Below are 26,340 nucleotides of genomic sequence, written 5' to 3'. Positions count from 1 at the left end.
GACCCACTGGCAGGATGCTTGCAGGAGTCTCGCACCTACCTCACAGGAAGCTTCCAACTAGTGTGGAGCTAATACACAAGATCGGGTTGAGGTACTGATAATGACTATGGGAAATCCTGGAGCCGCCGCCCAGCCGGAGGCGCGCATCCTCGTCGTCGACGACGAGCCCAACATCGTCGAATTGCTGTCTGTCAGCTTAAAATTCCAGGGTTTCGAGGTTCTCACCGCCTCCAATGGGCCGCAAGCGCTCGACCGGGCCCGTGAATCCCGGCCGGACGCAGTGATTCTCGATGTGATGATGCCCGGTATGGACGGGTTCGGGGTGCTGCGCCGGCTGCGCGCCGACGGCATCGACGCGCCGGCGTTGTTCCTCACCGCGCGAGACTCGTTGCAGGACAAGATCGCCGGGCTGACCCTCGGCGGCGACGATTACGTGACCAAGCCGTTCAGTCTGGAAGAGGTGGTCGCGCGGCTGCGGGTGATCCTGCGGCGAGCGGGTAAGGGCAACAACAATGAGCCGCGCAACTCCCGCCTGACGTTCGCCGACATCGAACTCGACGAGGAAACGCACGAAGTGTGGAAGGCTGGGCAGCCGGTCTCGTTGTCGCCCACCGAATTCACGCTGCTGCGTTACTTCGTCATTAACGCGGGCACCGTGCTGAGCAAGCCCAAGATCCTGGATCATGTGTGGCGCTACGACTTTGGTGGTGACGTCAACGTCGTCGAGTCTTACGTGTCGTATCTGCGCCGCAAGATCGACACCGGCGAGACGCGGCTGCTGCACACGTTGCGCGGGGTCGGCTACGTGTTGCGGGAGCCCCGCTGAGCGTGCCCCGGGCCGGCACGGCCAGAAGATACCGGCGCGGCGTGCCGTTGCGGGTGGGTTTGGTTGCGGCCACCCTGGCGCTGGTGCTGTGCGGTTTGCTGGCTTCAGGCGTGGCGGTCACCTCGATCCTGCGGCACAGCCTGATCAGCCGCATCGACTCGGCGTTGATGGACGCCACCCGCAGCTGGGCGCAGGCCGCCGTGGAAGCACATCCGCCCACCGCCGACGGTCCCGACCCAGCCCGTCCGCCGTCGAAGTTCTACGTCCGCGCGATCAGCCCCGACGGCAAGACGATGACGGCGATCAACGACCGCAATGCCGAGCCGGCGCTGCCCGCCGACAACGATGTCGGCCCCAATCCCACGACGCTGCCCTCGGTCAGCGACTCCGACATCGAGTGGCGCGTGGTCTCGGTGCACGGTCCGCAGGGCGGGTTGACCACCGTGGCCATCGACCTGTCCGACGTGGACCACACGGTCCGGGCGCTGGTCTGGCTGCAGGTCGGTATCGGGGCGGTGGTGTTGGTGGTGGTGGGGATCGCCAGTTTCGCCGTCGTGCATCGCAGTCTGCGTCCGCTGGGCGAGGTCGAGGAGACCGCGGCGGCCATCGCCGGGGGACAGCTCGATCGACGTGTCACCGAACGCGACCCTCGTACCGAGGTGGGCCGGCTGTCGTCGGCGCTCAACGGGATGCTGGCCCAGATTCAGGAAGCGCTGGCCGCCTCGGAGGCTTCGGCGGAGACGGCCCGCACCTCCGAGGAGCGGATGCGCCGCTTCATCACCGACGCCAGTCATGAACTGCGGACCCCGCTGACGACTATTCGCGGGTTTGCCGAGTTGTACCGGCAGGGCGCCGCGTCGGACGTGTCCATGCTGCTGTCGCGCATCGAAAGTGAAGCCAGCCGGATGGGTCTGCTGGTCGAGGACCTGCTGCTGCTGGCCCGACTGGACGTGCAACGGCCGCTGGAGAGCCATCGGGTGGATCTGCTCGCGCTGGCCAGCGACGCCGTGCACGACGGGCGCGCGATGGGCCCCCGACGCAACATCACGATGGAAGTTCTCGACGGTCCTGGCACCCCCGAAGTGCTCGGCGACGAACCGCGGCTGCGCCAGGTACTGAGCAACCTGGTCGCCAATGCGATTCAGCACACCCCGGACACCGCCGACATCACGGTGCGGGTCGGCACTCAGGGTGACGACGCCGTCCTCGAGGTCGCCGACCAGGGGCCGGGCATGAGCCAGCAGGATGCCGACCGGATTTTCGAGCGCTTCTATCGCACCGACTCGTCGCGGGCGCGCGCCAGCGGCGGCACCGGGCTGGGACTGTCGATCGTCGACTCGCTGGTCAAGGCGCATGGCGGCCGGGTCACCGTGACGACCGCGCCGGGGCAGGGGTGCTGTTTCCGCGTCGCGCTGCCGCGGATCAGCGAGGTGCCGGCGCAGGTCGGTTAGATCACACCAACTCGGCCAGCGCCGCCTTGATCTTGGCCTGCGCCTCGTCCAGCGATTCCGCCGACGGATTGCGGTCGACGTGTGCGAAGCCGAAATCGCTGAGATCGCGGGCGGGGAACACGTGCACGTGCAGGTGCGGCACTTCGAGTCCGGCGATGATCAGCCCGGCGCGGTCGGCGTCGAACGCCTTGGTCACGGCCTTGCCGATCAGCTGGCTCACCTCCATGACCCGGGTGAACACGGAGGGGTCGACGTTCTGCCACTGGTCGATCTCGTCGCGCGGCACCACCAGGGTGTGGCCTTGCGTCATCGGCTCGATCGTGAGGAACGCGACGATGTCGTCGTCCTCGTAGACGAAGCGACCGGGGATTTCACGGTTGATGATCTTGGTGAAGATCGATGCCATCGCCCCAGCATAGGTGGGGCCGAATTAGGGTCAGTCGGATGGAGGCACGGTTCGGCAGACGTTCGATGCTGGCGCTGGCGGCCGCTACGGCAGCCGCCGCGGCGCTGCCGGGCTGCGGTGACGCGGCCGACGACGAGGAACCCGTCGACCTCACCGCCTACGGCTACGACCCCGACGTCCCCGAGCCCGGAAACCCGGAGCGGCCCGAGCGGCGCGGTCAGTTGCCGGCCAAAGCGTCGGTACGAACCGAGTGGCTACCCCCGGTGGGCCGCCAGACCATGCCGAATTGTTTCGTGTGGGCCACCGTGTACGGGCTGGCGACTTTCTATGCCGCCCGCAAGTCCAACATCGCGCCCACCACACCCGCCCGCCGGGCCGGGCCGGACTACGCCTACATCCGCTATCAGCAGGCCAACAAGATTGCCGAAAACACTTGTGAGGGAGGACAGATCGTCAAGTGCCTGAACTGGCTGCGCGACAACGGCGGCACCCCGTCGCTGCAGGCGGCACCGAACCTCGGCCGGCGGAAAGCCACGTCGTCCTGTGCCGCCAACTGGGCGGATTACGGGTCGCAGACCATCGCGCCCGACCCGATGTTCCGCATCCCTGAGCACAAGACCACGAAGATCACCGGGCCGGCCGGTCTGGACAATCTGCGGACCGTCGTCGCCAACGGCATGCCGGTCGCCTTCGGAGTCTGGCTCTATTCGGACTTCCCGCACTACCGCGCCAAGCCCTCGCCCTACGTGGGAAACGGGCAATGGATGCACGACAGCACCGGCAAGAAGGCCGGCCACGTCATGCTCGTCACCGCCTACGACGACCACCTGTCGGCGGTCCGTGTGCAGAACAGCTTCGGAAAACGGTGGGGCGACCAGGGATTCGTGTGGATCGCCTATGACACGCTGCAGCGGATGTCCCAGGGCATCGGAGTGTACGTACCGCACAACGCTTAGCGCTGCTAAACCGGTGAGGCCGAATCGTTAACGCACCGTTGCGGTGTCGTTCCCGAACCACGCCAGAATCCCAGGTGACCCAACTCACGATAGGGGACCTTGGTGCGGTTTCCCAAAGCGCTGCTGGCGATTCCGGTGGCGTTGGTGACCGCCTGCGCGATGTCCCTGATCACCCCGGCACGGGCCGCCGACGCGTTCGGGCCACTGGCGCCGCCGAATCCGTTCATGGCGCCCAACGGTATCGCGTCGATGCACAACGACGCCGGATCGGCCGACGCGGGTCCGTTGCCCGGCCCGGGGGCCCGGCTGGTGCCTGTCTTCGCCTTCCCGTTGCTGGCGGCCTGCCCGACGATCACGCAGGGCACCGACGGCCTGGTGCTGGCGCTGTGTACCACGATCACCGCACAGGCGCCGGTGCTGCATCTGATCAACCCCGGCGGAATCCTGCCCGATGTCATCCCACTGGCCAGCATGGATATCGCCAAAGGGGGTCTGCTGGGCGGTGTTTACGCCTACCTGGACAACAACAACCAGATGGTGCTGATCGACGGCACCAACCACCTGCTACGCATCGCGCACAACCGGGACGAGCGCGGTGCGTGGCATCTGCAGGTCACCCAGTCCACCGACCTTTCGGGCGTGATCCCGGCCGGGGACAGCTCCGTTGGCGTGGTTCCCGACTACCAGGGCAACGTCTGGTTCGCCACGGCCAACGGCGTGGTGGGGGTGGCGAAGATCGGCGGCGGCGTCGCCAGTCTGCAACTGCCGGCCGGAGAGCAAGTGGCGAACAGCATTTCGGCCTCACCGCAGAACCACATCGCGGTGGCCACCACCTTCGCGCTCTACGAGATAGACCTCGGTGGCGGCGGTACCCCGGCAGCAGGTGTGGAGACAACCCTACGATCGGGGCTCGGCACGCAAGCCCGGCCAGCTGAGTTGGGGAACTGGTTCCACCCCAACGTATTTCGGACCCAACGGGGCCGACTACCTGACGATTGTCGACAACGCCGACACGCAGGTGCACGCCCTGGTCTACCAAGCCGGCACCGGAGTGCCGATCTGTCAGCAACCGGTATTGACCCAGGGCGGACCGGGCAGCGAGAACTCGCCTATCGGAGTGGGCAATTCGCTGTTCATCGCCAGCACATACGGCTATCCCTACCCGCAGGTGCCGGCGAACGCCGGTCCGGCCGTACCGGCGACGGCTCCGTTCGTGGGGGGGCATGACCCGGGTCGACGTCGACAACCCGGGGTGTCATACGGTGTGGGAGAGCAAGGTTCGCAGCGCGGCGCTGCCGCACCTGTCCACCGGGGACGGGTTGATCTACACGATCACCCGGATCGGGCTGGACCAGACCACGCCGCTGGACATTTTCGCCTATTCCGTCATCGACCCCAACACCGGCAAATTGCTTCATCAGCAACCGAAGTCGGCGACCATCCTCAGCGACCCGATTCAGACGGCGTCGATGGTGTTGATGGACAACAAGATCATGCAGGGCAATATCACCGGACTGGGCCGGATCGGTTAGCGACTCACTCCTGGCCGAACTTCATCATGTCCAGATTCCAGTAGCCGCGCATGCTCTCGATCAGTCCCTCGTCGTTGACGCGATAGGTGAACACCCCGCGCACCGAACTGGTGACGCCGCCCTCGAACTGGCTGTCCAGCACCAGGATATGGGCGATCTCGTTGGGCGAGCTGGACGGGAAGGTCTCCTCGCAGGTGATCGTCAGCTGGTTGGCGGCGATGTTGGTGTCGTAGAACGCCGCAACGCCGTCTTTGCCCTTGACCCCGGTGCCGTCCGGGTTGGTGACCGACTTGCCGATCGGGTCCTCGACCACCACGTCGTCGGCCATCAGGGCCAGCCAGCCCTCCCGGTCGTGAGCCTGCACGCAGCGCCACGACGATTGGGAGGCGGTCAGTGCCGGGGATTGCGCGGTTTGCGTCATGGTGGACCTACCGGTCGGCGTCGGTGTAGCGGATGACGCCGCGAATGTTCTTGCCGTCCAACATGTCCTGGTAGCCCTCGTTGATCTGCTCCAGCCGGTACTGGGTGGTGACCATGTCGTCGAGGTTGAGCTTGCCGGCCTTGTACATCGACAGCAGCTGCGGGATGTCGTACTGCGGGTTGCCGCCACCGAAGATGGTGCCCTGCAGGTTCTTCTGCATCAGGGTCAGCATCGCCAGGTTCAGGTTGACGTTGGTGTCCAGCAGGCTGCCGATGGCGGTCAGCACGCAGGTGCCGCCCTTCTGGGTGATGTTGAGGTAGTTGTCGATGTCGGCACCCTGCAGCTCGCCGACGGTGACCACCACCTTGTGGGCCATCAGGCCGTAGGTGACCTCCATGATGCCCATCAACGCGGCGTTGATGTCGGGGTAGACGTGGGTGGCGCCGAACTTCAGGGCCTGGTCGCGCTTCCACTCCACCGGGTCGATGGCGAAGACGTAGCGCGCACCCGCGGCGACGGCGCCCTGCAGCGCGGCCATACCGACCCCGCCGACGCCGACGATCGCGACGTCCTGGCCCGGCCGGATGTCGGCGGTGCGGACCGCCGAACCGTAGCCGGTGGTCACGCCGCAGCCCACCAGGGCGGCGACCTCGAAGGGGGATCGACGGGTCGATCTTCACCACCGAGCTGCGGTGCACGACCATGTACGGCGAGAACGTGCCGAGCAGCGTCATCGGGAAGACGTTCTGGCCGCGGGCCTGGGATGCGGAAGGTGCCGTCGGACACGGCGGCGCCACCGAGTAGGCCGGCGCCTAGGTCGCACAGGTTGCGCATGCCGGCCTGACAGGTCGGACACTGCCCACAGGACGGGATGAAGGAGAGCACCACGTGGTCGCCCGGGGCGATGTCCTCAACGCCGGGCCCGACCTCGGTCACGATGCCGGCGCCCTCGTGGCCGCCGAGCACCGGGAAGCCCGCCATCGGGATGCCGCCGGTAACTAGATGGTGATCCGAATGGCACATGCCGGCGGCTTCCATCTGGATCTTGACCTCGTGGGCCTGCGGGTCCCCGATCTCGATTTCCTCGATTGACCAGGGCTGATTGAACTCCCAGATCAGTGCGCCTTTTGTCTTCACGAAGGACCTCCACTAACGAGCCCTGACCCGAATGCCGGTGAAAGGGTCCGGCCGCGGCCGGATGACGATTTAGAACGTGTTCTCATTCGCCGACCATTATGACTTGTGTCACCGGTGCGTAAACAGCCGGGGGGTCCACCAACCGGTAGGGAGGGCGCTGGTATCAAGACGGGTCGTCGCCGCCTGGCATCGGCCGAACGACGGCCGAGTCAGCAGGCGCCGTCCACCCTTCCCGGCGCGAACGTGGTCACGATGTTGGAAAACGCGTCCGTCGCGTCGTCGACGGTCAGCGGTGGCACGTACGGGGTGTGCAACATCATCAGATCGACATGGCCGCGGTAGGCCGCCAGCTTTTGCCGGGCCTCGTCGGGTGTGCCGGTGACCGAGAGCGTTTCGACCAGACGGTCGCTGGTGTGCGCGAAAGCGTCCACGCCTTGCGCCCGGAACCGCTTACGCAACTCCCACACGTCGTCGATCAGTCCGTATTGGGTCAGCAGCGAGTCGGTGATCGGATGGACGGCGTAGAACCCGACCTGGCGGCGAGCGCGCATCATCGCCAGCTCGCGATCTGGCGATATCGAACAGACCATCTCGACGCAGACTTCGATGTCGACGTCGCCGCGCCCTGCTTTCGCCGCGCCTTGGGCAAGATGCGGGCGGACGTGGGAGTCGAGCAGTTCGGGGGTGTAGAAGTAGCCGATCCACCCGTCGGCGCGGCTGCCGCACAGGCGCAGCATGTGCGGCCTCATCGCCGCGAGATAGACGGGGATCTGCGCGCGCACCATTTCCCTTGCACCCCAAGGATTTATCGGCGGCGGGCGGAAGCTGAAGTGCTCGCCTTCGAAAGGTTGCGCGGTGCCGGTCGCCAGGTATTCCCAGGACCGCCGCAGCACGTCGAGGTACTCGCGCATGCGGGGGATGGGGCTCTCGCCGTGGGTGCTGTGGAATGCGCGCAGGGCTTCGGGCGCTCCGGTACCGATACCGAGCATCATCCGTCCGCCGGACAGGTCGTCGAGATCGGCGGCGGAGTTGGCCAGGTCGAACGGGCTGCGGGACAGCGCCGCGACAATCCCGGTGCCCACGCGCGAGACTCTGGTGGACATCGCTGCTGCCGCGGTCACCAACAGCGGGTTGCGGAACACCTCGTAGGACCACTGCGCGTCGAATCCGGCGGCATCGGCCAGGCCGGCCAGCGCGCTGACGTTGGCCATCGACCCGACCCGGCTCGGCAAGGTCACCCCGAGTTTCATGCGGCCCCGATCTCGAGCTTGGCGCTGCGCAGCACCCTGTCCGCCGCGCGTTGCCCGCCGAGCACGGCGCGCTCCATGCCGCCGGAGCCGAACAGGGTACTCGTGGTGTGGATGTTGCCCTTCGGCAGACGGGCACGCATATCGGCGATCCCCTTCCAGTAGCCCGGCGAGGGCCAATAGCCGGTGTGCGGCCAGCGGGCCACGGTGGACATCTCGAGGTGCCCCCGAAGGCTCGGGTAATACTTCTCGACGAATCCCGACGCCCAGTCCACCAGCCTGGAATCGCTGCGCTGCAGCATCTTCGCGGTGACGGAGGCCTCGGTGTACAGCGTGACCAGTGTCTTGCCGGGGGGCGTGCGGTCCGGCGACTTGTTCTGCTGCATCATCACCAACAACACCTCCGGGGATTCCTTGGTCGGCACCAGCACCGCGTACGAGCGCGTGGGCGACGGTGCGGCATATCCGAGTGAAATGCTCAGCAGCGGAACGTCTTTGAGGCTGCGGCCGAAATCGCCTCCGGCGTCGTCCAGCGCGGGCCACAGCGAAATCGCCTGGTGGTAGGGCACCGCGAGTACGCAGGTGCCGGCTTCGACGTTGGTGACACTGCCGTTCGCCCGGAAACCGACGGCGACGCCGTCGCGGGTTTCCTCGACCGAGGTGACTTCGGCTTGGTAGTGGACGTCGAGGCGCGCGGCCAGGGCCTCGGGCAGAGTTGCCATGCCACCCTGCAGCGCCAGCATCGGCTTGGTCCCGATCGAGAAGGCGGCGAGCACCGACAGGGCGCTGGCGTTCTTGGTGCCGGTGCCCGCGAATCCCCGCAGGATCGGATCCACCAGTTGCTCGGTCACTTCGTCGTTGAAGTAGTCGCCGCACAGATCGTGGGCGGTCCCATGATCCGACGCGGCGTGATCGGTCAGCGCATAGGGGTCAAGCCGCCGCAGCCGCGGCAGCAGCCGCAGATATCCGGACGCCAGGGCGAGTTTGCCGCGCACCGACAGCACCGGGTTGGTGGCCAATGCCAGTCGCCGGCTGCGGTCGACCGTCACCGCGTGCCCGTCGCGCAGCACGTCGACCACTTGGCTGCTGGGGACGATCCGGTCGCCCAGCCCTACCTCGCGGGCCAGGTCGAGATAGCGGGTGAAGCTCGAGTTGATCAGATCCGGACCCGTGTCGATCAGGTAGCCGTCGTGCATCTCGGTGCGGGCAAGCCCGCCGGGGCGTGAGGCCCGCTCGAGGACGACGACCTGCAGGCCCGCCTGCCGCAGACGATGGGCCGCTGCAAGTCCGGACAATCCTGCGCCGACGACCACCGCGGATCGATCCACCCGCCGCTCCTTCCGAACGGACGCGACGCCTCGGCCGTCCGTAACGATCGTTCGTGCGGGCCGGACGACATTGTTCCCAGCAGGGAACTCGTCGCGTCATGCAATTTCTCTGACGGGAACGGTCGTTAACTGTAACAGCTCTTGCCCGCGCCGGCGGGCAAGGCAGGGCCCTCACCAGATCGGGGCGGGGGTGCCTTACCCAGCGGGTAGTAGCCCGGCAGCTTCTCCCCGGCCAGGCTGCGCTCGATCCGCTTCTGCATGCCCGGAGACAACTTGCCGGCTTTCATTAAATCCAGGTAGAGCGCTTGCACGTGCCCGAAGTCGAAGAAGTCGCGCTGCCACTCGATCTTCGCGTCGGCGTTGAGCCGGAACCAGCTGCCGCCGATACCGTAGATCTCCGAGGTGGTGCCGTCGGCGTCGGTGGCGATCTGCTTCCAGAAGCCGACGATCTCGCCTTGCTTGTCGTCGATCAGAACCTTCTGGTACGGGTACTGCCAGTTTTCCAGGCCTTCCATCTCCAGGCCCAGCGCGATGTCGCGGATCTCGTCGATGCCCACGCACATCACGTCCTCTTTGGGCCCGATGTTCCAGCCGTAGGTCGCGTCGTCGGCGTAGAAGTCGGCCAGTGGCTTCCAATCGCCCTCCCGCTCGGCGAGGCGGTTGGCTTCCAGCCACCGCTCGACCCAGGCCTCGAGTTGCTCACGAGGATGTGAAGCCATGTCAATCTTCTTTCTCTTTGATGAATAGTGCTTGGGTTGGGCACATCTCGACAGCTCGCTCGATCTCGTCGCGGGCGTCCTCGGGCGGCTCGGCGTCGAGAATCTCGACCTTGCCCCGCTTGGGCACGCGGAAATAGTCCGGTGCCTCCAGTTCGCACATGGCGTGGCCCTGGCACAGGTCCAGATCAACCTCGATACGAAAGCCCATGCGCTGCAACCCCTACGCGCCGCGTTTGCGGTAGCGGGCCTTGGCCGGCCGGGCCAGCTGCACGACCATCTTCGAGTGGTCGTTGTGGTAGCTGTCGGCCGGTTGCGCCATCTCGAACTCGTACTCGCGCAACAGCACTGAGAAGATCGCCTTGATCTGCATCTGTGCGAAGGCCGCCCCGACGCAGCGGTGCCGTCCGGCGCCGAACGGAATCCACGTCCACCGGTTGACGATGTCGGCCTGTTCCGGTTTGTTGTAGCGGTCCGGCTTGAACTCGTCGGGGTCGGGGAAGTCCTCCGGAATCCGGTTGGAGATCGCCGGCGACGCGGCGACATAGTCGCCGTCGTGGATCGGGTAGCCCTCGACCTCGTACTCGCCATGGGCGACCCGCATCAGGATGATCAGCGGCGGGTGCAGGCGCAGCGTCTCCTTGACCACGTTGTCCAACTTCGGAATCTGGCGCAGCGCATGGAAACTCACTTCCTGACCGTCGGCGTAGAGCTCCTCGAGCTCGGCGAGTACCTCTGCGTAGATGTCGGGATGGCGGATCAGCTCGATCAGCGTCCACGCCGAGGTACCGGAGCTGGTGTGGTGCCCGGCGAACATCAGCGAGATGAACATCCCGGTGATTTCGTCGGCGGAGAACCGCAGGTTGCCCTCCTCGTCCTTGATCGACACCAGCACATCGAGCATGTCGCGGTCGGATTTATCCTTGGGCGGGTTGGCGATTCGCTGGTTCATGATTTCCTGGACCAGGGCCACCAGGCCGACACGCGCCTCGTCGCGGATCCTGAAGCTCTCGATCGGCAGGTACGGGTCGACGTAGCACAGCGGGTCGGTGCCGCGCTCCAGCTGGTGGTAGAAGTGGGCGAATCGGCTGTCCAACTGGTTGCGGAACTTGACCCCGATCAGGCAGGCGGTCGAGGTGTAGATGGTCAGCTCGGCGAAGAAGTCGAGCAGGTCGATTTCGCCTTCGTCGCCCCAGTCGGCGATCATTCCGCGCACCTGGTCCTCGATGGTGGCGGCGTGCCCTTTCATGTGTTCGCCACGCAGCGCGGAGTTGTGCAGCATCTCCTTGCGCCGCTCGGGGCTGGCGTCGAACACCACGCCCTTGCCGAAGATCGGCGCCATGAACGGATAGGCGGCCGCCTGGTCGAGCTCCTCGTCGCTGGAACGGAAGAAGAACTCGTTGGCCTGGGCGCCGGACAGCAGGATGACGTGCTTGTCGGCCAGCTGGAACCAGCCGACGTCGCCGCACTCGTCGCGGACCCGCTGCATCAGCCCGATCGGGTCGGTGCGGAATTCCTCGAGATGGCCGTGTTCTTCCTCGCCGCCGGAAACCCGGGGCACACTAACTGTCGCGGTCATTTGTTCAACGCTTTCTCGTCGACTTTGAGCTGCTGGCGTTCCTTCGTCGCGGCCAACGGCGCTTCGGGTTGCAGCTCCATGTTGACCACGAAGCCACCCCGCGGGGTCTCCGCGACGAAGGTGATCGCGCGGGCCAGGTCGGCCGCGCGCAGGAAATAGTCGTGCCGGGCCTGGCCCCATTTGGCCCAGTCCTCCAGGGCGGGGCCGATCAGTTCGGCGGGCAGGCTCCAGCCCATTCCCGTCTTGGTCGGACCGGGGTGCACGATCGAGGCCCGCACGCCGGTGCCCTCGAGTTCCATCTGCAGGTTGGTGACCATCGCGACCAGTGCGGCCTTGGCCGCGCCGTAGGCGCCCATGTGCGGGCGCTGGCGCAGCGCCACATCCGATCCGACAAAGATCAGGTCGCCGCGCTGGCGTTCGATCATGCCCGGGAGCACGGCCGTGGCCAACCGGTTCGCCCCGATCAGGTGGATCTGCAGCTGCGATTCGAAAGCCTCGGTGTCGATTTCGTGCAGCTTGCCGAAGTAGGTGTCGCCGGCGCCGGTGACCAGCACCTCGATGTCGCCAAGCTGTTCGGTGGCTTGGTGGACGAAGTTCTTCACCGACTCCGGGTCGGTGACGTCGAGGGGCAGCGCGACGGCCTCGCCACCGTCGGCGCGGATCTTGTCGGCGATCTCCTGACATTTCTCCACCCGGCGTGCCCCGAGCGCCACCGGAAAGCCATGTGCGGCAAGCTCGACCGCAGTGGCCGCACCGATGCCCGAAGACGCGCCCGCCACGATGGCGGGCCGGCGGGCGGGGTGCGGATCGAAGCGGGGCATCTAGGAAACCTCCACGGTCATGGGTAGGTGGGCGAAGCCGCGGACATTGCTGGAGTGGACGCGGACGGCGTTGGCCTCGTCGACTTCGTATCCACGGATTCGTTTGAACAGTTCGGTGAGCGCGACCCGGGCTTCCATCCGGGCCAGGTGCGCGCCCAGGCAGAAGTGCGCGCCACTGCCGAAACTCAATAATTTGGACCCGATCTCGCGACCGATCACGTAGTCGTCGGGATTGTCGAAGACACGTTCGTCGCGGTGCGCCGAGCCGGGCAACAGCAACATCACCTCGCCCTGGGGAATGGTGGTGCCGTACAGTTCCAGCGGCCCGGAGACGACGCGGGCCAGGATCTGGCTGGACGTGTCGTAGCGCAGGGTCTCCTCGACCCACAGCGGCACCCGGGACAGGTCGTCATACACCGGCGTCAGCTGATCGGGATACTTGTGGCCCCAGAACGCGGCATTGGCAAGGAGTTTGGTGGTGGTCTCGTTGCCGGCGATCACCATCAGGAACATGAACCCGAGCACTTCTTCGTCGGTGAGCCGGTCGCCGTCTATCTCGGCTTCCAGCAGCGCCGACGTCAGGTCGTCGGTCAGTTTCTTACGGCGCTCGGCGATCATCCCCTGGTAGTAGACGATCAGATTGATCGACGCCTCGATCGCCGAGGCGGGCACGTCGGTGACGCCATCTTCGCGGTGCATCACTCCGTCGGCCATGGCCCGGATGTTGTCGCGGTCCGCCACCGGCACGCCCATCAGCTCCGAGATCACGTCCATCGGCAGCTTGCCGGCGAACTCGGCGACATAATCGACCGTTTCCGATCCGGACTTCTCCAGCATGACGTCGAGGTGCTGCACGGCGAGTTCGGTTACCCGGGGCTCCAATTCGCGGATTCGGCGCGGGGTGAAGCCCTTGGACACCAGGGTGCGCAGTCGCAGGTGCGCTGGGTCGTCCATGGCCAGGAACGACATCGTCTTGGACGCGTGCGGCCCGCGGGACACCGGGTCCAGGGAGACGCCGTCGCGGTTGGACAGGGTGGTGCTGTTGCGGAATCCCTGATGCACGTCGCTGTGCCGGGACACGGCCCAGAAGCCCAGTTCGGCGTTGTGATACAGCGGGGCTTCGTCGCGCAGTCGCCGGTAGTAGGGGTACGGATCCTCGTGGAAGTCGTAATCGTAGGGATCCAGCACCAATTCGGGGCCACCCACGTGAATGGTCATGCGTCACCGCCCTTTTCGGCACTGTTACCGGAGCCGGCCCCGGCAAGGATGAGGCTCACCACTCCGGCCAACCGGTCGGCGATCTCGTGATAGGTGATTTCCCCGCTGCCGGCCTGCACCAGGGCGCCGAAGAACGCCATCTGCAACGCAGCCACGGTGCCCGGTTCGGCGCCGGGCCCGATCGCCGAGGCGATGCGCCGATGGATCTCGGCGCCGATGCGGTCCCGAACCGCGCGCACCGCGGGGTCGGGGCCGCCGCCGAGCAGGGCTGCCGTGCACGCAGCGCCGACTTCGGGTTCATCGGCGACCACCAGCGCCAGATGACGCAGCGCCTGCTGCACCCGGGTGCGCATGGGGTCGTTGACGTCGGTGAAGTAGGGGACCTGCCGGACCAGGTCGAGATACACCTCGGCGATCAGATGGTTTTTCGACGAGAAGTAGGTGTAGGCGGTCGCCGGGGCGACCTTGGCCCGCGCCGCCACCATGCGCACCGTCAGGTCGGCAAACGAGTTCTCCCGCATCGTCTCCATAGCGGCGGCCAGCACTTTGCGAAAGGTCTCTTCCTGCCGGCGGTTGCGCGGCATTCTCCCCGCCGGGGGCTGGGGCTGGGCCGCCGCCGGTGCTGTCACCGGCGTGGTCGCCAGAGCATCGCTGGACACATGTCCAAACTAGAGGATCAGCACGGCGGGAAGCAAGGTCTCCAGGCGAATATGCACGTCAAGATAGATTATCGGGATGTCGACGAAAGCCCGACGGGATCGGGCCTTGCCCTGCTGCGGACCTGAGGGCTATGGTTCGAAACGAGAATATCGGACAGTTGTCCATTTCAGTCTGAACTCTGGTGGGAGTGGTAGATGGCCCTGTTGGCCGACGGCGCAAGTGCTTTGTTCATCGACGGCAAGTTGACGCAAGGCGGGGCGGGAACATTCCCGACTCTCAACCCGGCCACCGAAGAGGTGCTGGGCGTGGCGGCCGACGCCGACGCGGCCGACATGGACCGCGCCATCGAAGCTGCCCGCCGGGCCTTCGACGACACCGATTGGTCGCGCAACACCGAACTGCGGGTGCGCTGCGTGCGGCAGCTGCGCGAGGCGATGCAACAGCACATCGAAGAACTGCGCGATATCACCATCTCCGAGGTCGGCGCGCCCCGGATGCTCACCTCGATGGCACAGCTGGAAGGGCCGGTCAACGACCTCGCCTTCGCGGCGGACACCGCCGAATCCTATGAATGGCAACAGGATCTGGGCCTGGCGGCGCCGATGGGCATCCCCACCAAACGCACCATCGCCCGGGAGGCGGTCGGTGTCGTCGGCGCTATCACCCCGTGGAACTTCCCGCACCAGATCAACCTGGCCAAGCTCGGACCCGCCCTGGCCGCGGGCAACACCGTCGTCCTCAAGCCGGCGCCCGACACCCCCGTGGTGCGCGGCGGTGCTCGGCGAACTGATCGCCGAGCACACCGATTTTCCGCCCGGCGTGGTCAACATCGTCACCTCCAGCGACCACGGTGTGGGTGCGATGCTGGCCAAAGACCCTCGGGTGGACATGGTTTCGTTCACCGGCTCCACCGCCACCGGACGCAGCGTGATGAGCGACGGTGCGGCCACCATCAAGAAGGTCTTCCTCGAACTCGGCGGCAAGTCGGCGTTCGTGGTGCTCGACGACGCCGATCTGGGTGCCGCCGCCGGGGTGGCCGGTTTCTCGGTGTGCATGCACGCCGGGCAGGGGTGTGCGATCACCACCCGGCTGGTGGTGCCGCGGGCCCGCTACGACGAGGCGGTCGCCATCGCGGCGGCCACCATGGGCGGGATCCGGGCCGGCGACCCCACCAACCCGAAAACCATTTGCGGACCGCTGATTTCGGCCCGGCAACGCGACCGGGTGCAGGGCTACCTGGACTCGGCGATCGCCGAAGGAGGAACCTTCGCCTGCGGCGGGGGCCGCCCGGAAGGCCGCGACGTCGGCTTCTTCATCGAACCGACCGTGATCGCGGGCCTGGGCAACGACGCGAAGGTTTCGCGGGAAGAAATCTTCGGGCCGGTGCTCACCGTGATCGCCCACGACGGTGACGACGACGCGGTGCGCATCGCCAACGACTCCCCGTACGGCTTGTCCGGCACCGTGTACGGCGCCGACCCGGACCGGGCCGCCGGCGTCGCCGCGCGTATCCGGGCCGGCACCATCAACGTCAACGGCGGCGTCTGGTACTCGGCCGACGCGCCGTTCGGCGGTTACAAGCAGTCGGGCAACGGCCGCGAGATGGGCCTGGCCGGTTTCGAGGAGTACCTGGAAATCAAACTTATTGCGACGGCAGCGAATTAAAGCGAATTAGAGCGAATCAGAGGGAGCACCGCGTGGGACAGTTCGAGAACAAGGTTGCGATCGTCACCGGTTCCGGTGGTGGCATCGGCCAAGCGTACGTCGAGGCGCTGGCGCGGGAGGGCGCGGCCGTGGTGGTGGCCGACATCAACGCCGAGGCGGCCGATGCGGTGGCCAAACAGATCGTCGCCGACGGCGGCACCGCCATCAGTGTCCCGGTCGACGTGTCTGACCCGGCGTCGGCAAAGGCGATGGCGGACCGCACCCTGGCCGAGTTCGGCGGCATCGACTACCTGGTGAACAACGCCGCGATCTTCGGCGGCATGAAGCTGGACTTCCTGCTCACCGTCGACCCCGAGTACTACCGGAGGTTCATGAGCGTGAACCTCGACGGGGCCCTGTGGTGCACCCGCGCCGTCTACAAGAAGATGGCCAAGCGCGGCGGCGGGGCGATCGTGAATCAGTCGTCCACCGCGGCGTGGCTGTACGCGAACTTCTACGGTCTGGCCAAGGTCGGCATCAACGGTCTGACGCAACAACTTTCGCGGGAACTGGGCGGCCAGAACATCCGGATCAACGCCATCGCGCCCGGCCCCATCGACACCGAGGCCAATCGCACCACCACACCCCAGGAGATCGTGCAGGACATCGTGAAGGGACTTCCGTTGTCCCGGATGGGGACTCCGGAGGATCTGGTGGGTATGTGCCTGTTCCTGCTCAGCGATCAGGCATCCTGGATCACCGGGCAGATCTTCAACGTCGACGGCGGACAGATCATCCGGTCATGAGTTCGCAGCTGAAGCTGGGCTACGTCGGCCTGGGCAACATGGGCACGCCGATGGCCAAGAAGATGGTCGAATGGCCCGGCGGGTTGACGATTTACGACATCCGGCCCGAGGCCATGACCCCGCTGGCCGAACGCGGCGCCATCTTGGCGGACAGCCTCGCCGACGTCGCCGGCGCCGACATCATCAGCGTCACCGTGCTCAACGACGAACAGGTGCGCAGCGTGGTGAGCGAGCTTGCAGCACATGCCAAACCGGGCACCATCATCGCCATTCACTCCACGATCAGCCAGAGCACCGCCGAAGAGCTGGCCAACGAGCTGGAACCGCAGAACATTCACGTGATCGATGCGCCGGTCAGCGGCGGCGGGCGGGCCGCACGGTTCGGTCAACTGGCGACCATGGTGGGCGCCAGCGACGAGGTCTTCGCCCGGGTGAAGGAACCCTTCGAACACTGGGCGGAGTTGGTGGTGCATGCCGGACCGCCCGGTGCGGGTACCCGAATGAAGCTGGCCCGCAACATGATCACCTTCACCACGTGGGCGGCGGTAGGGGGAGGCGTGGAAGCTGGCCGACGCCGCCGGGCTGAATCTGCAGGATCTGGGCGCGGTGGTGCGCCACACCGACAAGCTGACCGGCGGGGCCGGGTCGATCATGTACCGCGATGACGCGAAAGACCTTGAGCCGGGCCACTTTTTGTACGACGGGTTCACCCACACCCGGGAGCTCGGGGAGAAGGACCTGAGCCTGGCCCTGGCGTTGGCGGACTCGCTTTCGGTGGACTTACCGCTGGCCAGGCTGGCGCTCGATCGGCTCGGGGCCGCGCTCGGTGTCCCGCACACACAGGTCGGGCAAGCACAGGCCCCGCACACACAGAAGGAAGCCTGATGGACGAGTTACGCCGCAAGGGTCTCGACAAGATGAACGAGGTCTACGGCTGGGAGATGCCCAACATCGAGGGCGACGCCTACTTCGACCTCACCGTCGACCACCTGTTCGGCTCCATCTGGACTCGGCCGGGGCTGTCGATGCGGGACAAACGCATAATGACCCTGACCGCGGTGACGGCTCTGGGCAGCCGCGACCTGGCCGAGATCCAGATCAACGCTGCGCTGCTCAACGGCGAACTCGACGAGACCGAACTCAAGGAGATGGCCCTGTTCCTCACCCACTACCTCGGTTTCCCGCTGGGCTCGGCGTTCAACGGCGCCGTCGACACCGTGGTGGCCAAGCGCAGGAAGGCCGCGGCCAAGGGCGCCGCCGAGGACAAGAAGGGCAACGTCAACGATGCGTTGAAGATGCACTCGGGCAAGACGCGGGACTGAGCGTCAGAAAGTCGGCGACGATTCCGGCCATGTCCTCGATCGCGGAGCGGGCGATCACCTCGAATCCGTGGGTACTGAGGGTGGGCAGGCACAGCAGCCCGGCGCGCGGCGTCAAACCGTTGGCTTTCGCGTGCGAGGCATCGGACTCGAAAGCGCCGAGCACCGCCGGTTGGGGTGAGAGTCCCCGGGCGCTCGCGGTCTGCATCAACCGGTCGGCGACGTCCTTGTCGTAGACGCACAGGGCGTCGCTGTAGCCCACGATCGGACCCCCCGGTGACACTGGTCGCGTACTCCCGCTCGGTGGGGCCGACCTCCAGCGCCAGGGTCAGGGTGCCGGGCAGCGTCGCGCTGGCATAACTGCCACCGACGCCGCCGATCTCCTCGTTGGTGGTGAACACCAGGTACACGTCGGCGGTGGGACGTCGGTCCGGTGCGCGCAGCAGCTGGGCGGCGCGTAGCAGCGCCCGCACCGCGGCGCGATCGTCCAGGAAGTACGAGCCGATGTAGTCGTCGCCGACGTCGACCAGCGTCCGCTTGCTGCGGTCGACGCACAGCCGGGTGCCGGCGTGTACTCCGGCGGCGGCGAGTTGCTCGGGGGGTGCGGCCGGTGAACACGTAGACGTGCTGCCAGTCCAGCGCCCGATCGCCCTGATCGGGTTTGGTCTCCCAGATCCGCGGGCTCTCCTTGGTGGTGTGCTCGGAGCCCAGGGTGAGCACGGCGGTGAAGGTTTCCTGGTCGCCCAGCACGGCGACCGGTCCGAGGCCGAAGTTGCCCGGATACATCACGCCCAGTTGGGTCACGTGCAGCGTGCCGTCCGGTTCCACCCGCTTGACCAGCATGGACAGCTCGTCCAGGTGCGCCATGACGAGTGTGGCGGTCCCGCGGGCCCCCGGCTGTTTCCCCCGGTGGCCGCCCGCCCCGGACTGCGCGCTGGCGCCGACGAACCCGATCAGGTTTCCGGCCTCGTCCACCCACATGTCGTCGACGACCGGTTGGAGTTCGCGGGCGCAGACCGCGCGCACGGCGTCCTCTTGACCGCACGGCCCGTAGGTCCACAGCAGTTCCTGCAGCAAGTCGTCGACGGCGCCGTCGTCTTGAGTCATCCCGCCTCCTTCTCCGGGCAGTGGCTACCCGTCCGCGTCAGCAGATATGCGCTGGAAAAGACTGGCCGCCGGGTTGCGGCTAGTCTGACCTCTCGTGCGCGTCCTGGTGATCGGTTCCGGTGCCCGTGAACATGCCCTGCTGCTGGCCCTCAGCAGGGACCCGCAGGTGACGGGGCTCAGTGTGGCGCCCGGCAACGCCGGCACGGCCCGGCTGGCCGAGCAGCACGACGTCGACATCACCTCCGGGGCGGCGGTCATCGCGCTGGCCCGCAAGGTCGAAGCCGACCTGGTGGTCATCGGTCCCGAGGTGCCGTTGGTGCTCGGGGTGGCCGATGCGGTGCGCGCCGCCGGCATCACCTGCTTCGGTCCCAGCAAGGGTGCCGCGCTGATCGAGGGCTCCAAAGCGTTCGCCAAAGATGTGATGGCTGCGGCCGGGGTGCGCACCGCGTCCAGCGAAATCGTGGACAACCCAGCGCATTTGGATGCGGCGCTGGGCCGGTTCGGGCCGCCGGTCGGCGAACCCGCGTGGGTGGTCAAGGACGACTCGCTGGCGGCCGGCAAAGGTGTGGTCGTGACAGCCGACCGTGACGTCGCCCGCGCGCATGCGTCGGCCCTGCTCGAGTCGGGGCACCCGGTCTTGCTGGAGACGTTCCTCGACGGCCCCGAGGTGTCGCTGTTCTGTGTGGTCGACGGCGCCACCGTGGTGCCGCTGCTGCCCGCCCAGGATTTCAAGCGAGTGGGCAACGGGGACACCGGTCCCAACACCGGTGGCATGGGCGCCTACGCGCCGCTGCCCTGGCTGCCCGACACCGTCTACCGTGAGATCGTCGAGCAGATCGTGAAACCCGTTGCGGCCGAGATGGTTCGGCGAGGCAGCCCGTTCACTGGGTTGTTGTATGCTGGGCTGGCGATCACGCCCGCCGGGCCGGCGGTGGTCGAATTCAACTGCCGTTTCGGCGATCCGGAAACCCAAGCGGTGCTGGCGCTGCTGGAGTCACCGCTGGGGCAGCTGCTGTATGCCGCCGGCAGTGGCAACTTGGCTGAGTTCGGCGAACTGCGCTGGCACGACGGCGCCGCGGTGACGGTGGTGCTGGCCGCCGAGAACTATCCGGGCCGGCCCCGGGTCGGCGACGTCGTGACCGGATCCGAGGCGGACGGCGTCCTGCACGCGGGGACGGCGCGGCGTGACGACGGCGCGGTGGTCTCCTCCGGCGGGCGGGTGCTCTCGGTGGTGGGGACGGGCAGCGACCTGTCCGAGGCGCGGGCAAATGCCTACCACATTCTGGACTCAATTCGATTGCCGGGCAGCCATTTCCGGACCGACATCGGCCAGCGGGCGGCCGAGGGCAAGATCAGCGTCTAAGTCCTTACCGCTGATACTGCGGGCAGTACACGGTGATGGCCGCGTTGACTCCGGCGGCGGCTTGCGCGGGTGTGATTCCTTCGTTGTTGTTGACGGTCGCGTTGGCGGCGTCGCTCGGACTGCCGCCGTTCTGCAGGACCGTGCACAGGTTTCGGCCGGTGGTCACCGCCACGGAGGGGTCGGTGACGGTGACCCCGGGAATTCCGGAGACCAGATTCAGGTAGGTCTGGTCGGGGTTGGCCGGCGGTTGCGGCGGCGCCGGCGGTTGCGCGACCGGTGGCTTGGCGGCGGGTGCCGGCGCGGCCGGTGGTTTCGGTAGCCCCGCCGGCGCTCGCGGAGCCGGCGCGGCCGCAGCGGGAAGTGCCGGCGATGGTGCCGCTTGCGGGGTGGGAGCTGCGGGAGGCGCGGGAGGCGCGGCGGGTGGTGGTTCGGCGACTTGGTGCTGCGGCGGCGCCGCAACCGGGGACGCCACCGACGGCGTATTCTGCCCGTCGGCGGTCCTGCCGGCCTCCGGTTGCCCGCCGCTGGCGGCTATCGCGGTCAATCCGATGACCGCGGATGCCGCCGCAAGCACCGCCCACCCACTGCCGCGCCGCTGCGGGCTATCGGTATCCGCATCCGTGGCTGGCGCGGCTTTCGCCGGTCTGATGGCCAGCGGTCTGGGCATGGTGGAAACCGACGTCGCCGGGTGTCGGCCGGTTCTGGTGGCGCGGATGAACGCTTCGGCAAAATCGGTGCAGCGGGCGAAGCGATCGGCCGGATCCTTCGCGAGCGCCACGGCGAGCACGGGATCGAAAACCCGCAGCATGGGCTGGGTTTCGGCGAGTTTGGGAGGCGGCGCGCTCAGGTGGCGGCCGATCACGACCGCCGGGTTGGTGTGCGGAAACAGCGGCGATCCGGTCAGCAGATGGTAGACACTGGCCGCCAATGCGTACTGATCGGCGCGTCCGTCGATCGGCTCGTCGGTGAGCTGTTCGGGCGCGGCGTAGGGAAATGTGCCGATCGTCATGTTGGTCGCGGTCAGGCCGCTGGTGTCGCTGATGCTGCGGGCTATTCCGAAGTCGCTCAACAGGATTCGCTGATTGTCGTGCTGTGGTTTGGTCAGCAGGATGTTGGCGGGGCTGACGTCGCGGTGCATCAGGTGATGGTGTTCGTGGGCGTAGTCGAGGGCGCGGGCGATCGCCGACAGGATCGGGGCCACCTGATCTGCCGGCATGCCGACCGGATAGTGCTCCCGCACCAGCGTCGCCGCGTCGGATCCGTCGACGAAGTCCATTGCGAGCCAGAGCTGTCCGTGAAACTCGCCTCTGTCGTTGACGCGCACGATGTTCGGATGCCAGAGTTCGGCCGCCAGGTCGGCCTCTCGGATGAAGCGGCGCCGGTAGTCGTCGTCGGCGGAGACTTCGCCGCCCAAGATCTTGAGCGCCTCACGCCGGGGCAGCCGGGGGTGTTCGGCGAGGTAGACCTCGCCCATCCCGCCGGATCCCAAGAACCGGACGATCGTGTAGTCGGCAAACACCTCACCGGCAGTCAACCTGCCGCCAGGGGTCATGTCAGCTATCCCAACCATCGAACTCTCTCCCGTACCCATGTCAGACCGGCTCCGTCGCTGGCCTGCGGATAGTGTATGGCCGTCACCTGCGATTTACTACCGAGCTACCCGCAGTTCACCATTTGTTCACCTTTGAATTTGACCTGAACGGACCTCGGTCGGGGAGTGCGGGCAAAACGAGAAGCGCGGTCCGATCGAGGCTGCTGCGGGGTCAGAATGCGGCGGCCTGGCCGTCGCGGCGCGGATCGCTGACCGCAAGATACCCGTCGTCGAGCCGCCAGATCGCCTGGCAGCTACCGAAAGAGTTGTAGTCGTCGGTGGTGAGCAATTCGTGCCCGCGCCGGCCCAACTCGTCGAGAGTCTTTGCGGGAAAGCTGGTCTCGCAGCTCACTTGCAGGCCCTGCACCCAGCGGAACCGGGGGCCGTCGCAGGCAGCCTGCGGGTTCTGGCCGTAGTCGGCGATGCGGACCAGCACCTGCACATGGCCCTGCGGCTGCATCGGGCCGCCCATCACCCCGAAGCTCATCACCGGTGCGCCGTCCTTGGTCACGAAACCGGGGATGATGGTGTGGAACGGGCGCTTACCCGGACCAACCTGGTTCGGATGTCCCGGTTCTGCAGTGAAATTCGCTCCTCGATTCTGCAGCGATATGCCGGTACCGGGCACCACCACGCCAGAACCGAAGCCCAGGTAATTGGACTGGATCATCGACACCATCAGTCCGGCGGAGTCGGCCGCCGTCAGGTAAACGGTTCCGCCCCTTGGTGTCCCGGCGGTGGCGTCCCGAGCCCGGCTGGGGTCGATCAACGCGGCACGTTGTTTCAGATAATCCCGGTCGAGTAACCGCCCGGCGGGCACCACCATGTGGTCGAGATCGGCGATGTAAGCCTGGGCATCGGCGAACGCCAGCTTCAGCGCCTCGATCTGCAGGTGCACACTGTCGGCGGAATCGACTGGCAGCGATGACAAGTCGAAGTTTTCCAGGATCCCCAGTGCGATCAGTGCGACGATGCCCTGACCGTTGGGCGGTATTTCGTGCAGCGTGTACCCGCGATAGTCTGCGCTGATGGTGCCGACCCAGTCGGCGCGGTGCGCGGCCAGGTCGTCGGCCCGCATCGCGCCGCCGTTGGCGCGCGAGTGTGCCGCAAGCTTTTCGGCCAACTCGCCCCGGTAGAACGCCTCACCACCGGTCGCAGCGATCCGCTCCAGCGTGGCGGCATGGTCTGCAAAACTGAACAGTTCCCCCGGTTTCGGTGCCCGGCCGCCGGGCAGGAACGCTTGGGCGAATCCGGGTTGGTCGGCGAACAGCGGAACCTGGGCCTGCCACTGCGACGCCACCGTCGGCGAGACCAGAAAACCGTTGCGACCGTAGGAGATAGCCGGCGCAAAGAGCCGATCGAACGGAAGCCGGCCGAACTTTGCATGCAGCTCGGTCCAGGCCGACACGGCACCCGGCACGGTCACCGCGTTCCAGCCCAGCGCCGGGACCCCTTGTCCGCCAAAGTATTCGGGTGTCCACGCCGCGGGGGAACGGCCGGACGCGTTCAGGCCGTGCAGTTGGCCGCCGTCCCAGACGATGGCGAACGCATCGGATCCGATGCCGTTGGACACCGGTTCGACGATGGTGAGTGTGATGGCGGTGGCGATGGCCGCGTCGACCGCGTTGCCGCCGTCGGCGAGCATCCGCAGCCCGGCCTGGGCGGCCAGCGGCTGCGACGTGCAGACCGCGTTGGCGGCCAGCACCGGCATCCGCGGCCACGCGTACGGGAAGTCCCAGCTGAACGGTGCATTCACTCACACGAGCCTAACGCCACCGCGAAACCACGCACGGCAGATTGCAGCCCGGTCACTTGGGGGAAACCAGCTCACGCCGTCAGAATCGGCGCCATCCAGGTCAACTCGGCCGGCAGTTGCGAACTCCAGAAACCGCCGTTGTGCCCACCCGGAGAGAACCCGCCCGCCGGGGGGTTGGGCAGCTGGGCGATGAACTGCTTCGTCGCGGCATAGAACGGGTCGCTGTCGCCGCAGTCGATGCGGATCGGGATCGAACCCAACGTCGGCATGCCCCACACCGAATTGGCCGCGAAGTCGTCGGCGCCGTCGAAAGCGCCGGGTGCGGCCGCTCCCGCCGACGTCCACAACGCCGGGCTGACCGCGCAGATCGCCGCGGTGCGGGCCGGCCCCAGGCGGCCGCCCAGCAGCAGCGCACCGTAGCCACCCATCGACCAGCCCAGGAACGCCACCCGCGAGGTGTCCAGGCCCTGGCCCCCCAGCATCGGGATTAACTCGTCGAGCACCATCGCGCCGGAGTCCTCGCCGGAGGCGCGCTTGTGCCAGTAGCTGCCACCGCCGTCGACGGCGACCACGGCAAACGGCGGCAGCCCGGCATTGACGGCCTGGGCCAGACCCTGCTCGACGCCGCCGGCCATCACGCCGGCCGCGTCGTTGCCCTTGCCGTGCAGCGCGATGACCGGCCGCAACGGTTTGGTCTGACCGGGCGGCCGCGCGATCGCCCAGTTGGTGGGAATCCCGCCCCGCGCGGCCGAGTTGAAGGAACCCGTCACCATCGTCGGGGCCACCTGTCCGGACGGAGCCGGATCCAGCGGACGTGCCGGGGCCAATGGAACGTTTGTCCCACTCCCGGACATCGGGGCGGCGCCGGACGGGTGCGGCTGGACGAGCATGTCGAGCGCATATGCGCCGACCGCACCGCATGCCGCGCCCGCGCCGAGGCGCAGCACGGTACGGCGGCTGACGGCGGACATGCGGGCCATCATGCCATGCCCGTTTCGCTAAAATGGCAATGCAGTACCACTTTGACTGGCAGCATGGGTGGGCGTGACAGCAGCAGTGACCCCCAAAGGGGAACGCAGGCGGTACGCGCTTGTGAGCGCCGCCGCCGAGCTGCTCGGCGAGGGCGGGTTCGAAGCTGTGCGCCACCGGGCAGTGGCCCGGCGGGCCGGCTTGCCCCTGGCGTCCACCACTTACTACTTCTCCTCGCTCGACGACTTGATAGCCCGCGCGGTCGAACACATCGGGATGATCGAGGTGGCCCAGCTACGGGCCCGGGTCAACGCCCTGTCGCGGCGGCGGCGCGGACCGGAGACCACCGCCGAGGTGCTGGTTGACCTGCTGGTGGGCGACGTGTCCGGTCCTGGGCTCGCCGAACAGCTGATATCCCGGTACGAGCGGCACATCGCCTGCACCCGCCTGCCCGCGCTGCAGGAGAGCATGCGGCGCAGCCTGCGCCAACGCGCGGAGGCGGTGGCCGAAGCGGTGGAAAGATCGGGGCGAGCGGTCCAAATCGAGCTGGTGTGCACGCTGATCTGCGCGGTCGATGGTTCGGTGGTTTCCGCGCTGGTCGAGGGGCGTGACCCGCGGGCCGCGGCGCTGGCCACCGTGATCGACCTGATCGACGTGCTCGCACCGGTCGAGCAGCCGCCGGTTCGGATCAGCCTGGCGCCGCCGGAGCCAGGTCTGCCGGTAGAGACGGCGTGACGATGCAGCCGGTGGCTACGTCGCCGTAGATGGTGATGGCCGCCGGGCGCCGGTGCGCGTACAGCGCCACATACGCGCAGACGACGGCGTCGACCGGGTCCTCCGCGCGCCGCAGCTCGCACTTGCGCCGGGCGGCCACGACCGAGCGCCGCAGTTCGGCCCAACCGGCCTGACCGGCGACCCGCAGCGGCACCGGCGCCGCCGCGAGTGACTCGACACCGTCCATCAGCCGCAGCAACTCCGACTTGAGCCCGTCGACGTCGCGGCCGGGTTTGGCCTTGTATTTCAGCGTCCGGGGCAGCCGAAACAGTGCCACCGTCGCCGCGTGCGGGTAGACCTCGATCGCGCGGCGGGCCGCGCCCGAGCGTGGATCCAGGTTCAGGTCCAGGATGCGGGCCAGTCGTCCGGCGCGTGGGCCGTGGGCGAACTCCGGTTTGCTGGTGTTGGCCGGGTGCGCACCGGCCTGGAAGCTGCGGAAGTCGCGGTTGAGCGCGGTCTCGGCCGGGCGCTGACCGGTCGGGTTGGTCACCACCAGCGGTGCGTCGAACCCGATCAGGCAATCGCCCTGGGTGTAGGGCCGCAGCGCGGCCAGCACATCGGCGTCGTCGCGGACCGCTCCGACTGTCAGCAGGGTGCCGACGTCGTCGAGCACCGCGACGCCGGTCGGATTGCGGCCCGCCCAGGCCAGGTCGACCCCGCCGAAGAACATTCGTCGATCCTGCCTTCACGCCGCGGTGCGGGCGCAACCCACT

Annotated in this window: 21 protein-coding genes and 5 pseudogenes; 10 read left to right on the top strand and 16 right to left on the bottom strand. The window is 67.2% G+C overall.

What is annotated here, in order from left to right; all coding sequences use genetic code 11:
• Positions 1 to 100: 100 nt before the first annotated feature.
• Together L6444_RS26895 and L6444_RS26890 are read left to right on the top strand one after the other, a co-directional pair.
• Positions 101 to 826 carry a response regulator transcription factor gene (locus tag L6444_RS26895; RefSeq protein ID WP_236978288.1) on the top strand — a complete coding sequence of 242 codons (726 nt, stop codon included), beginning with the start codon at positions 101 to 103 and terminating at the stop codon, positions 824 to 826.
• A gap of 41 nt (positions 827 to 867) precedes the next feature.
• Positions 868 to 2,277 (top strand): sensor histidine kinase, encoded by a 1,410-nt coding sequence (locus L6444_RS26890; protein ID WP_236978287.1) that lies wholly within the window; start codon positions 868 to 870, stop codon positions 2,275 to 2,277.
• Between the two features lies 1 nt (position 2,278).
• Here the strand turns inward: L6444_RS26890 and L6444_RS26885 are convergent, their stop codons facing one another.
• Positions 2,279 to 2,683 (bottom strand): HIT family protein, encoded by a 405-nt coding sequence (locus L6444_RS26885; protein WP_236978286.1) that lies wholly within the window; start codon positions 2,681 to 2,683, stop codon positions 2,279 to 2,281.
• Between the two features lie 38 nt (positions 2,684 to 2,721).
• Here L6444_RS26885 and L6444_RS26880 point away from each other — a divergent pair, with 38 nt between their 5' ends.
• Together L6444_RS26880 and L6444_RS26875 are read left to right on the top strand one after the other, a co-directional pair.
• Complete coding sequence (locus L6444_RS26880; protein ID WP_236978285.1) at positions 2,722 to 3,639, top strand: C1 family peptidase; 918 nt, start codon at positions 2,722 to 2,724, stop codon at positions 3,637 to 3,639.
• 102 nt (positions 3,640 to 3,741) lie between these two features.
• Positions 3,742 to 5,171: pseudogene (locus tag L6444_RS26875) on the top strand (hypothetical protein).
• Between the two features lie 4 nt (positions 5,172 to 5,175).
• Here L6444_RS26875 and L6444_RS26865 read toward each other — a convergent pair.
• The 10 genes and pseudogenes from L6444_RS26865 to L6444_RS26820 all read right to left on the bottom strand — a co-directional run bounded on the left by L6444_RS26865 (position 5,176) and on the right by L6444_RS26820 (position 14,297).
• Positions 5,176 to 5,592 (bottom strand): ketosteroid isomerase family protein, encoded by a 417-nt coding sequence (locus L6444_RS26865; RefSeq protein ID WP_236978282.1) that lies wholly within the window; start codon positions 5,590 to 5,592, stop codon positions 5,176 to 5,178.
• 7 nt (positions 5,593 to 5,599) lie between these two features.
• A pseudogene (locus L6444_RS26860) lies at positions 5,600 to 6,729 on the bottom strand (NDMA-dependent alcohol dehydrogenase).
• A gap of 209 nt (positions 6,730 to 6,938) precedes the next feature.
• On the bottom strand, positions 6,939 to 7,967 hold the full coding sequence (locus L6444_RS26855) for an LLM class flavin-dependent oxidoreductase (protein ID WP_236978281.1): 1,029 nt from the start codon (positions 7,965 to 7,967) through the stop codon (positions 6,939 to 6,941).
• Between the two features lie 8 nt (positions 7,968 to 7,975).
• Positions 7,976 to 9,304, bottom strand: a complete 1,329-nt coding sequence (locus tag L6444_RS26850) for a protoporphyrinogen/coproporphyrinogen oxidase (protein ID WP_236978274.1) — start codon at positions 9,302 to 9,304, stop codon at positions 7,976 to 7,978.
• Between the two features lie 125 nt (positions 9,305 to 9,429).
• On the bottom strand, positions 9,430 to 10,023 hold the full coding sequence (locus L6444_RS26845) for a Cif family virulence factor (protein ID WP_236978272.1): 594 nt from the start codon (positions 10,021 to 10,023) through the stop codon (positions 9,430 to 9,432).
• Position 10,024: 1 nt separating this feature from the next.
• Positions 10,025 to 10,231 carry a ferredoxin gene (locus tag L6444_RS26840; protein ID WP_236978271.1) on the bottom strand — a complete coding sequence of 69 codons (207 nt, stop codon included), beginning with the start codon at positions 10,229 to 10,231 and terminating at the stop codon, positions 10,025 to 10,027.
• Between the two features lie 12 nt (positions 10,232 to 10,243).
• On the bottom strand, positions 10,244 to 11,599 hold the full coding sequence (locus tag L6444_RS26835; protein ID WP_236978268.1) for a cytochrome P450: 1,356 nt from the start codon (positions 11,597 to 11,599) through the stop codon (positions 10,244 to 10,246).
• Positions 11,596 to 12,420 (bottom strand): SDR family oxidoreductase, encoded by an 825-nt coding sequence (locus tag L6444_RS26830; protein ID WP_236978266.1) that lies wholly within the window; start codon positions 12,418 to 12,420, stop codon positions 11,596 to 11,598. Before L6444_RS26830 ends, L6444_RS26835 begins: the two co-directional genes overlap by 4 nt.
• On the bottom strand, positions 12,421 to 13,638 hold the full coding sequence (locus L6444_RS26825; protein WP_236978264.1) for a cytochrome P450: 1,218 nt from the start codon (positions 13,636 to 13,638) through the stop codon (positions 12,421 to 12,423).
• Entirely contained in the window at positions 13,635 to 14,297 is a 663-nt protein-coding gene (locus L6444_RS26820) for a TetR/AcrR family transcriptional regulator (RefSeq protein ID WP_236978262.1), read from the bottom strand. The genes L6444_RS26825 and L6444_RS26820 overlap by 4 nt, the downstream gene beginning before the upstream one ends.
• Before the next feature lie 195 nt (positions 14,298 to 14,492).
• Here L6444_RS26820 and L6444_RS26815 point away from each other — a divergent pair.
• From L6444_RS26815 to L6444_RS26800, 4 genes and pseudogenes are all read left to right on the top strand, one after another.
• Positions 14,493 to 15,963 (top strand): annotated as a pseudogene (locus L6444_RS26815) (aldehyde dehydrogenase).
• A gap of 32 nt (positions 15,964 to 15,995) precedes the next feature.
• A complete protein-coding gene (locus L6444_RS26810; protein ID WP_236978260.1) occupies positions 15,996 to 16,748 on the top strand; it encodes an SDR family oxidoreductase in 753 nt (250 codons plus the stop codon).
• Positions 16,745 to 17,633: pseudogene (locus L6444_RS26805) on the top strand (NAD(P)-dependent oxidoreductase). The gene L6444_RS26810 and the pseudogene L6444_RS26805 overlap by 4 nt, the downstream one beginning before the upstream one ends.
• Positions 17,633 to 18,070: a carboxymuconolactone decarboxylase family protein gene (locus tag L6444_RS26800; protein WP_236978258.1), complete on the top strand. Its 438-nt coding sequence runs from the start codon at positions 17,633 to 17,635 to the stop codon at positions 18,068 to 18,070. The pseudogene L6444_RS26805 and the gene L6444_RS26800 overlap by 1 nt, the downstream one beginning before the upstream one ends.
• Here the strand turns inward: L6444_RS26800 and L6444_RS26795 are convergent.
• A pseudogene (locus L6444_RS26795) lies at positions 18,027 to 19,174 on the bottom strand (peptidase M42). The gene L6444_RS26800 and the pseudogene L6444_RS26795 overlap by 44 nt on opposite strands.
• 94 nt (positions 19,175 to 19,268) lie before the next feature.
• Between L6444_RS26795 and purD the strand changes: the two are divergent.
• A complete protein-coding gene (gene purD, locus L6444_RS26790) occupies positions 19,269 to 20,537 on the top strand; it encodes a phosphoribosylamine--glycine ligase (protein WP_236978257.1) in 1,269 nt (422 codons plus the stop codon).
• Positions 20,538 to 20,541: 4 nt separating this feature from the next.
• On the opposite strand, the gene L6444_RS26785 is transcribed toward purD, so the two are convergent.
• The 3 genes from L6444_RS26785 to L6444_RS26775 all read right to left on the bottom strand — a co-directional run bounded on the left by L6444_RS26785 (position 20,542) and on the right by L6444_RS26775 (position 24,867).
• Positions 20,542 to 22,107 carry a serine/threonine-protein kinase gene (locus L6444_RS26785; RefSeq protein ID WP_236978256.1) on the bottom strand — a complete coding sequence of 522 codons (1,566 nt, stop codon included), beginning with the start codon at positions 22,105 to 22,107 and terminating at the stop codon, positions 20,542 to 20,544.
• Between the two features lie 193 nt (positions 22,108 to 22,300).
• Positions 22,301 to 23,884 carry a gamma-glutamyltransferase gene (ggt, locus tag L6444_RS26780; protein WP_236978255.1) on the bottom strand — a complete coding sequence of 528 codons (1,584 nt, stop codon included), beginning with the start codon at positions 23,882 to 23,884 and terminating at the stop codon, positions 22,301 to 22,303.
• 71 nt (positions 23,885 to 23,955) lie between these two features.
• Positions 23,956 to 24,867 carry an alpha/beta hydrolase-fold protein gene (locus tag L6444_RS26775; protein WP_236978254.1) on the bottom strand — a complete coding sequence of 304 codons (912 nt, stop codon included), beginning with the start codon at positions 24,865 to 24,867 and terminating at the stop codon, positions 23,956 to 23,958.
• A gap of 55 nt (positions 24,868 to 24,922) precedes the next feature.
• On the opposite strand from L6444_RS26775, the gene L6444_RS26770 reads away from it, so the two are divergent.
• Positions 24,923 to 25,588: a TetR/AcrR family transcriptional regulator gene (locus tag L6444_RS26770; protein WP_236978252.1), complete on the top strand. Its 666-nt coding sequence runs from the start codon at positions 24,923 to 24,925 to the stop codon at positions 25,586 to 25,588.
• On the opposite strand, the gene L6444_RS26765 is transcribed toward L6444_RS26770, so the two are convergent.
• Complete coding sequence (locus L6444_RS26765; protein WP_236978251.1) at positions 25,542 to 26,297, bottom strand: DUF429 domain-containing protein; 756 nt, start codon at positions 26,295 to 26,297, stop codon at positions 25,542 to 25,544. The genes L6444_RS26770 and L6444_RS26765 overlap by 47 nt on opposite strands.
• Positions 26,298 to 26,340: the final 43 nt, after the last annotated feature.

The sequence above is a fragment of the Mycobacterium kiyosense genome, assembly GCA_021654635.1.
GTDB lineage: Bacteria > Actinomycetota > Actinomycetes > Mycobacteriales > Mycobacteriaceae > Mycobacterium > Mycobacterium kiyosense.
This window is presented reverse-complemented; position numbering and strand designations above follow the sequence as displayed.

What these genes read in the sequence shown, in the direction of transcription:
- L6444_RS26895 (WP_236978288.1), top strand. Translation starts at nt 101, where the DNA reads ATGACTATGGGAAATCCTGGAGCCGCCGCCCAGCCGGAGGCGCGCATC.
- L6444_RS26885 (WP_236978286.1), bottom strand. Translation starts at nt 2,683, where the DNA reads ATGGCATCGATCTTCACCAAGATCATCAACCGTGAAATCCCCGGTCGC.
- L6444_RS26880 (WP_236978285.1), top strand. Translation starts at nt 2,722, where the DNA reads ATGGAGGCACGGTTCGGCAGACGTTCGATGCTGGCGCTGGCGGCCGCT.
- L6444_RS26865 (WP_236978282.1), bottom strand. Translation starts at nt 5,592, where the DNA reads ATGACGCAAACCGCGCAATCCCCGGCACTGACCGCCTCCCAATCGTCG.
- L6444_RS26845 (WP_236978272.1), bottom strand. Translation starts at nt 10,023, where the DNA reads ATGGCTTCACATCCTCGTGAGCAACTCGAGGCCTGGGTCGAGCGGTGG.
- L6444_RS26840 (WP_236978271.1), bottom strand. Translation starts at nt 10,231, where the DNA reads ATGGGCTTTCGTATCGAGGTTGATCTGGACCTGTGCCAGGGCCACGCC.
- L6444_RS26835 (WP_236978268.1), bottom strand. Translation starts at nt 11,599, where the DNA reads ATGACCGCGACAGTTAGTGTGCCCCGGGTTTCCGGCGGCGAGGAAGAA.
- L6444_RS26830 (WP_236978266.1), bottom strand. Translation starts at nt 12,420, where the DNA reads ATGCCCCGCTTCGATCCGCACCCCGCCCGCCGGCCCGCCATCGTGGCG.
- L6444_RS26825 (WP_236978264.1), bottom strand. Translation starts at nt 13,638, where the DNA reads ATGACCATTCACGTGGGTGGCCCCGAATTGGTGCTGGATCCCTACGAT.
- L6444_RS26800 (WP_236978258.1), top strand. Translation starts at nt 17,633, where the DNA reads ATGGACGAGTTACGCCGCAAGGGTCTCGACAAGATGAACGAGGTCTAC.
- L6444_RS26785 (WP_236978256.1), bottom strand. Translation starts at nt 22,107, where the DNA reads ATGGTTGGGATAGCTGACATGACCCCTGGCGGCAGGTTGACTGCCGGT.
- L6444_RS26775 (WP_236978254.1), bottom strand. Translation starts at nt 24,867, where the DNA reads ATGATGGCCCGCATGTCCGCCGTCAGCCGCCGTACCGTGCTGCGCCTC.
- L6444_RS26765 (WP_236978251.1), bottom strand. Translation starts at nt 26,297, where the DNA reads ATGTTCTTCGGCGGGGTCGACCTGGCCTGGGCGGGCCGCAATCCGACC.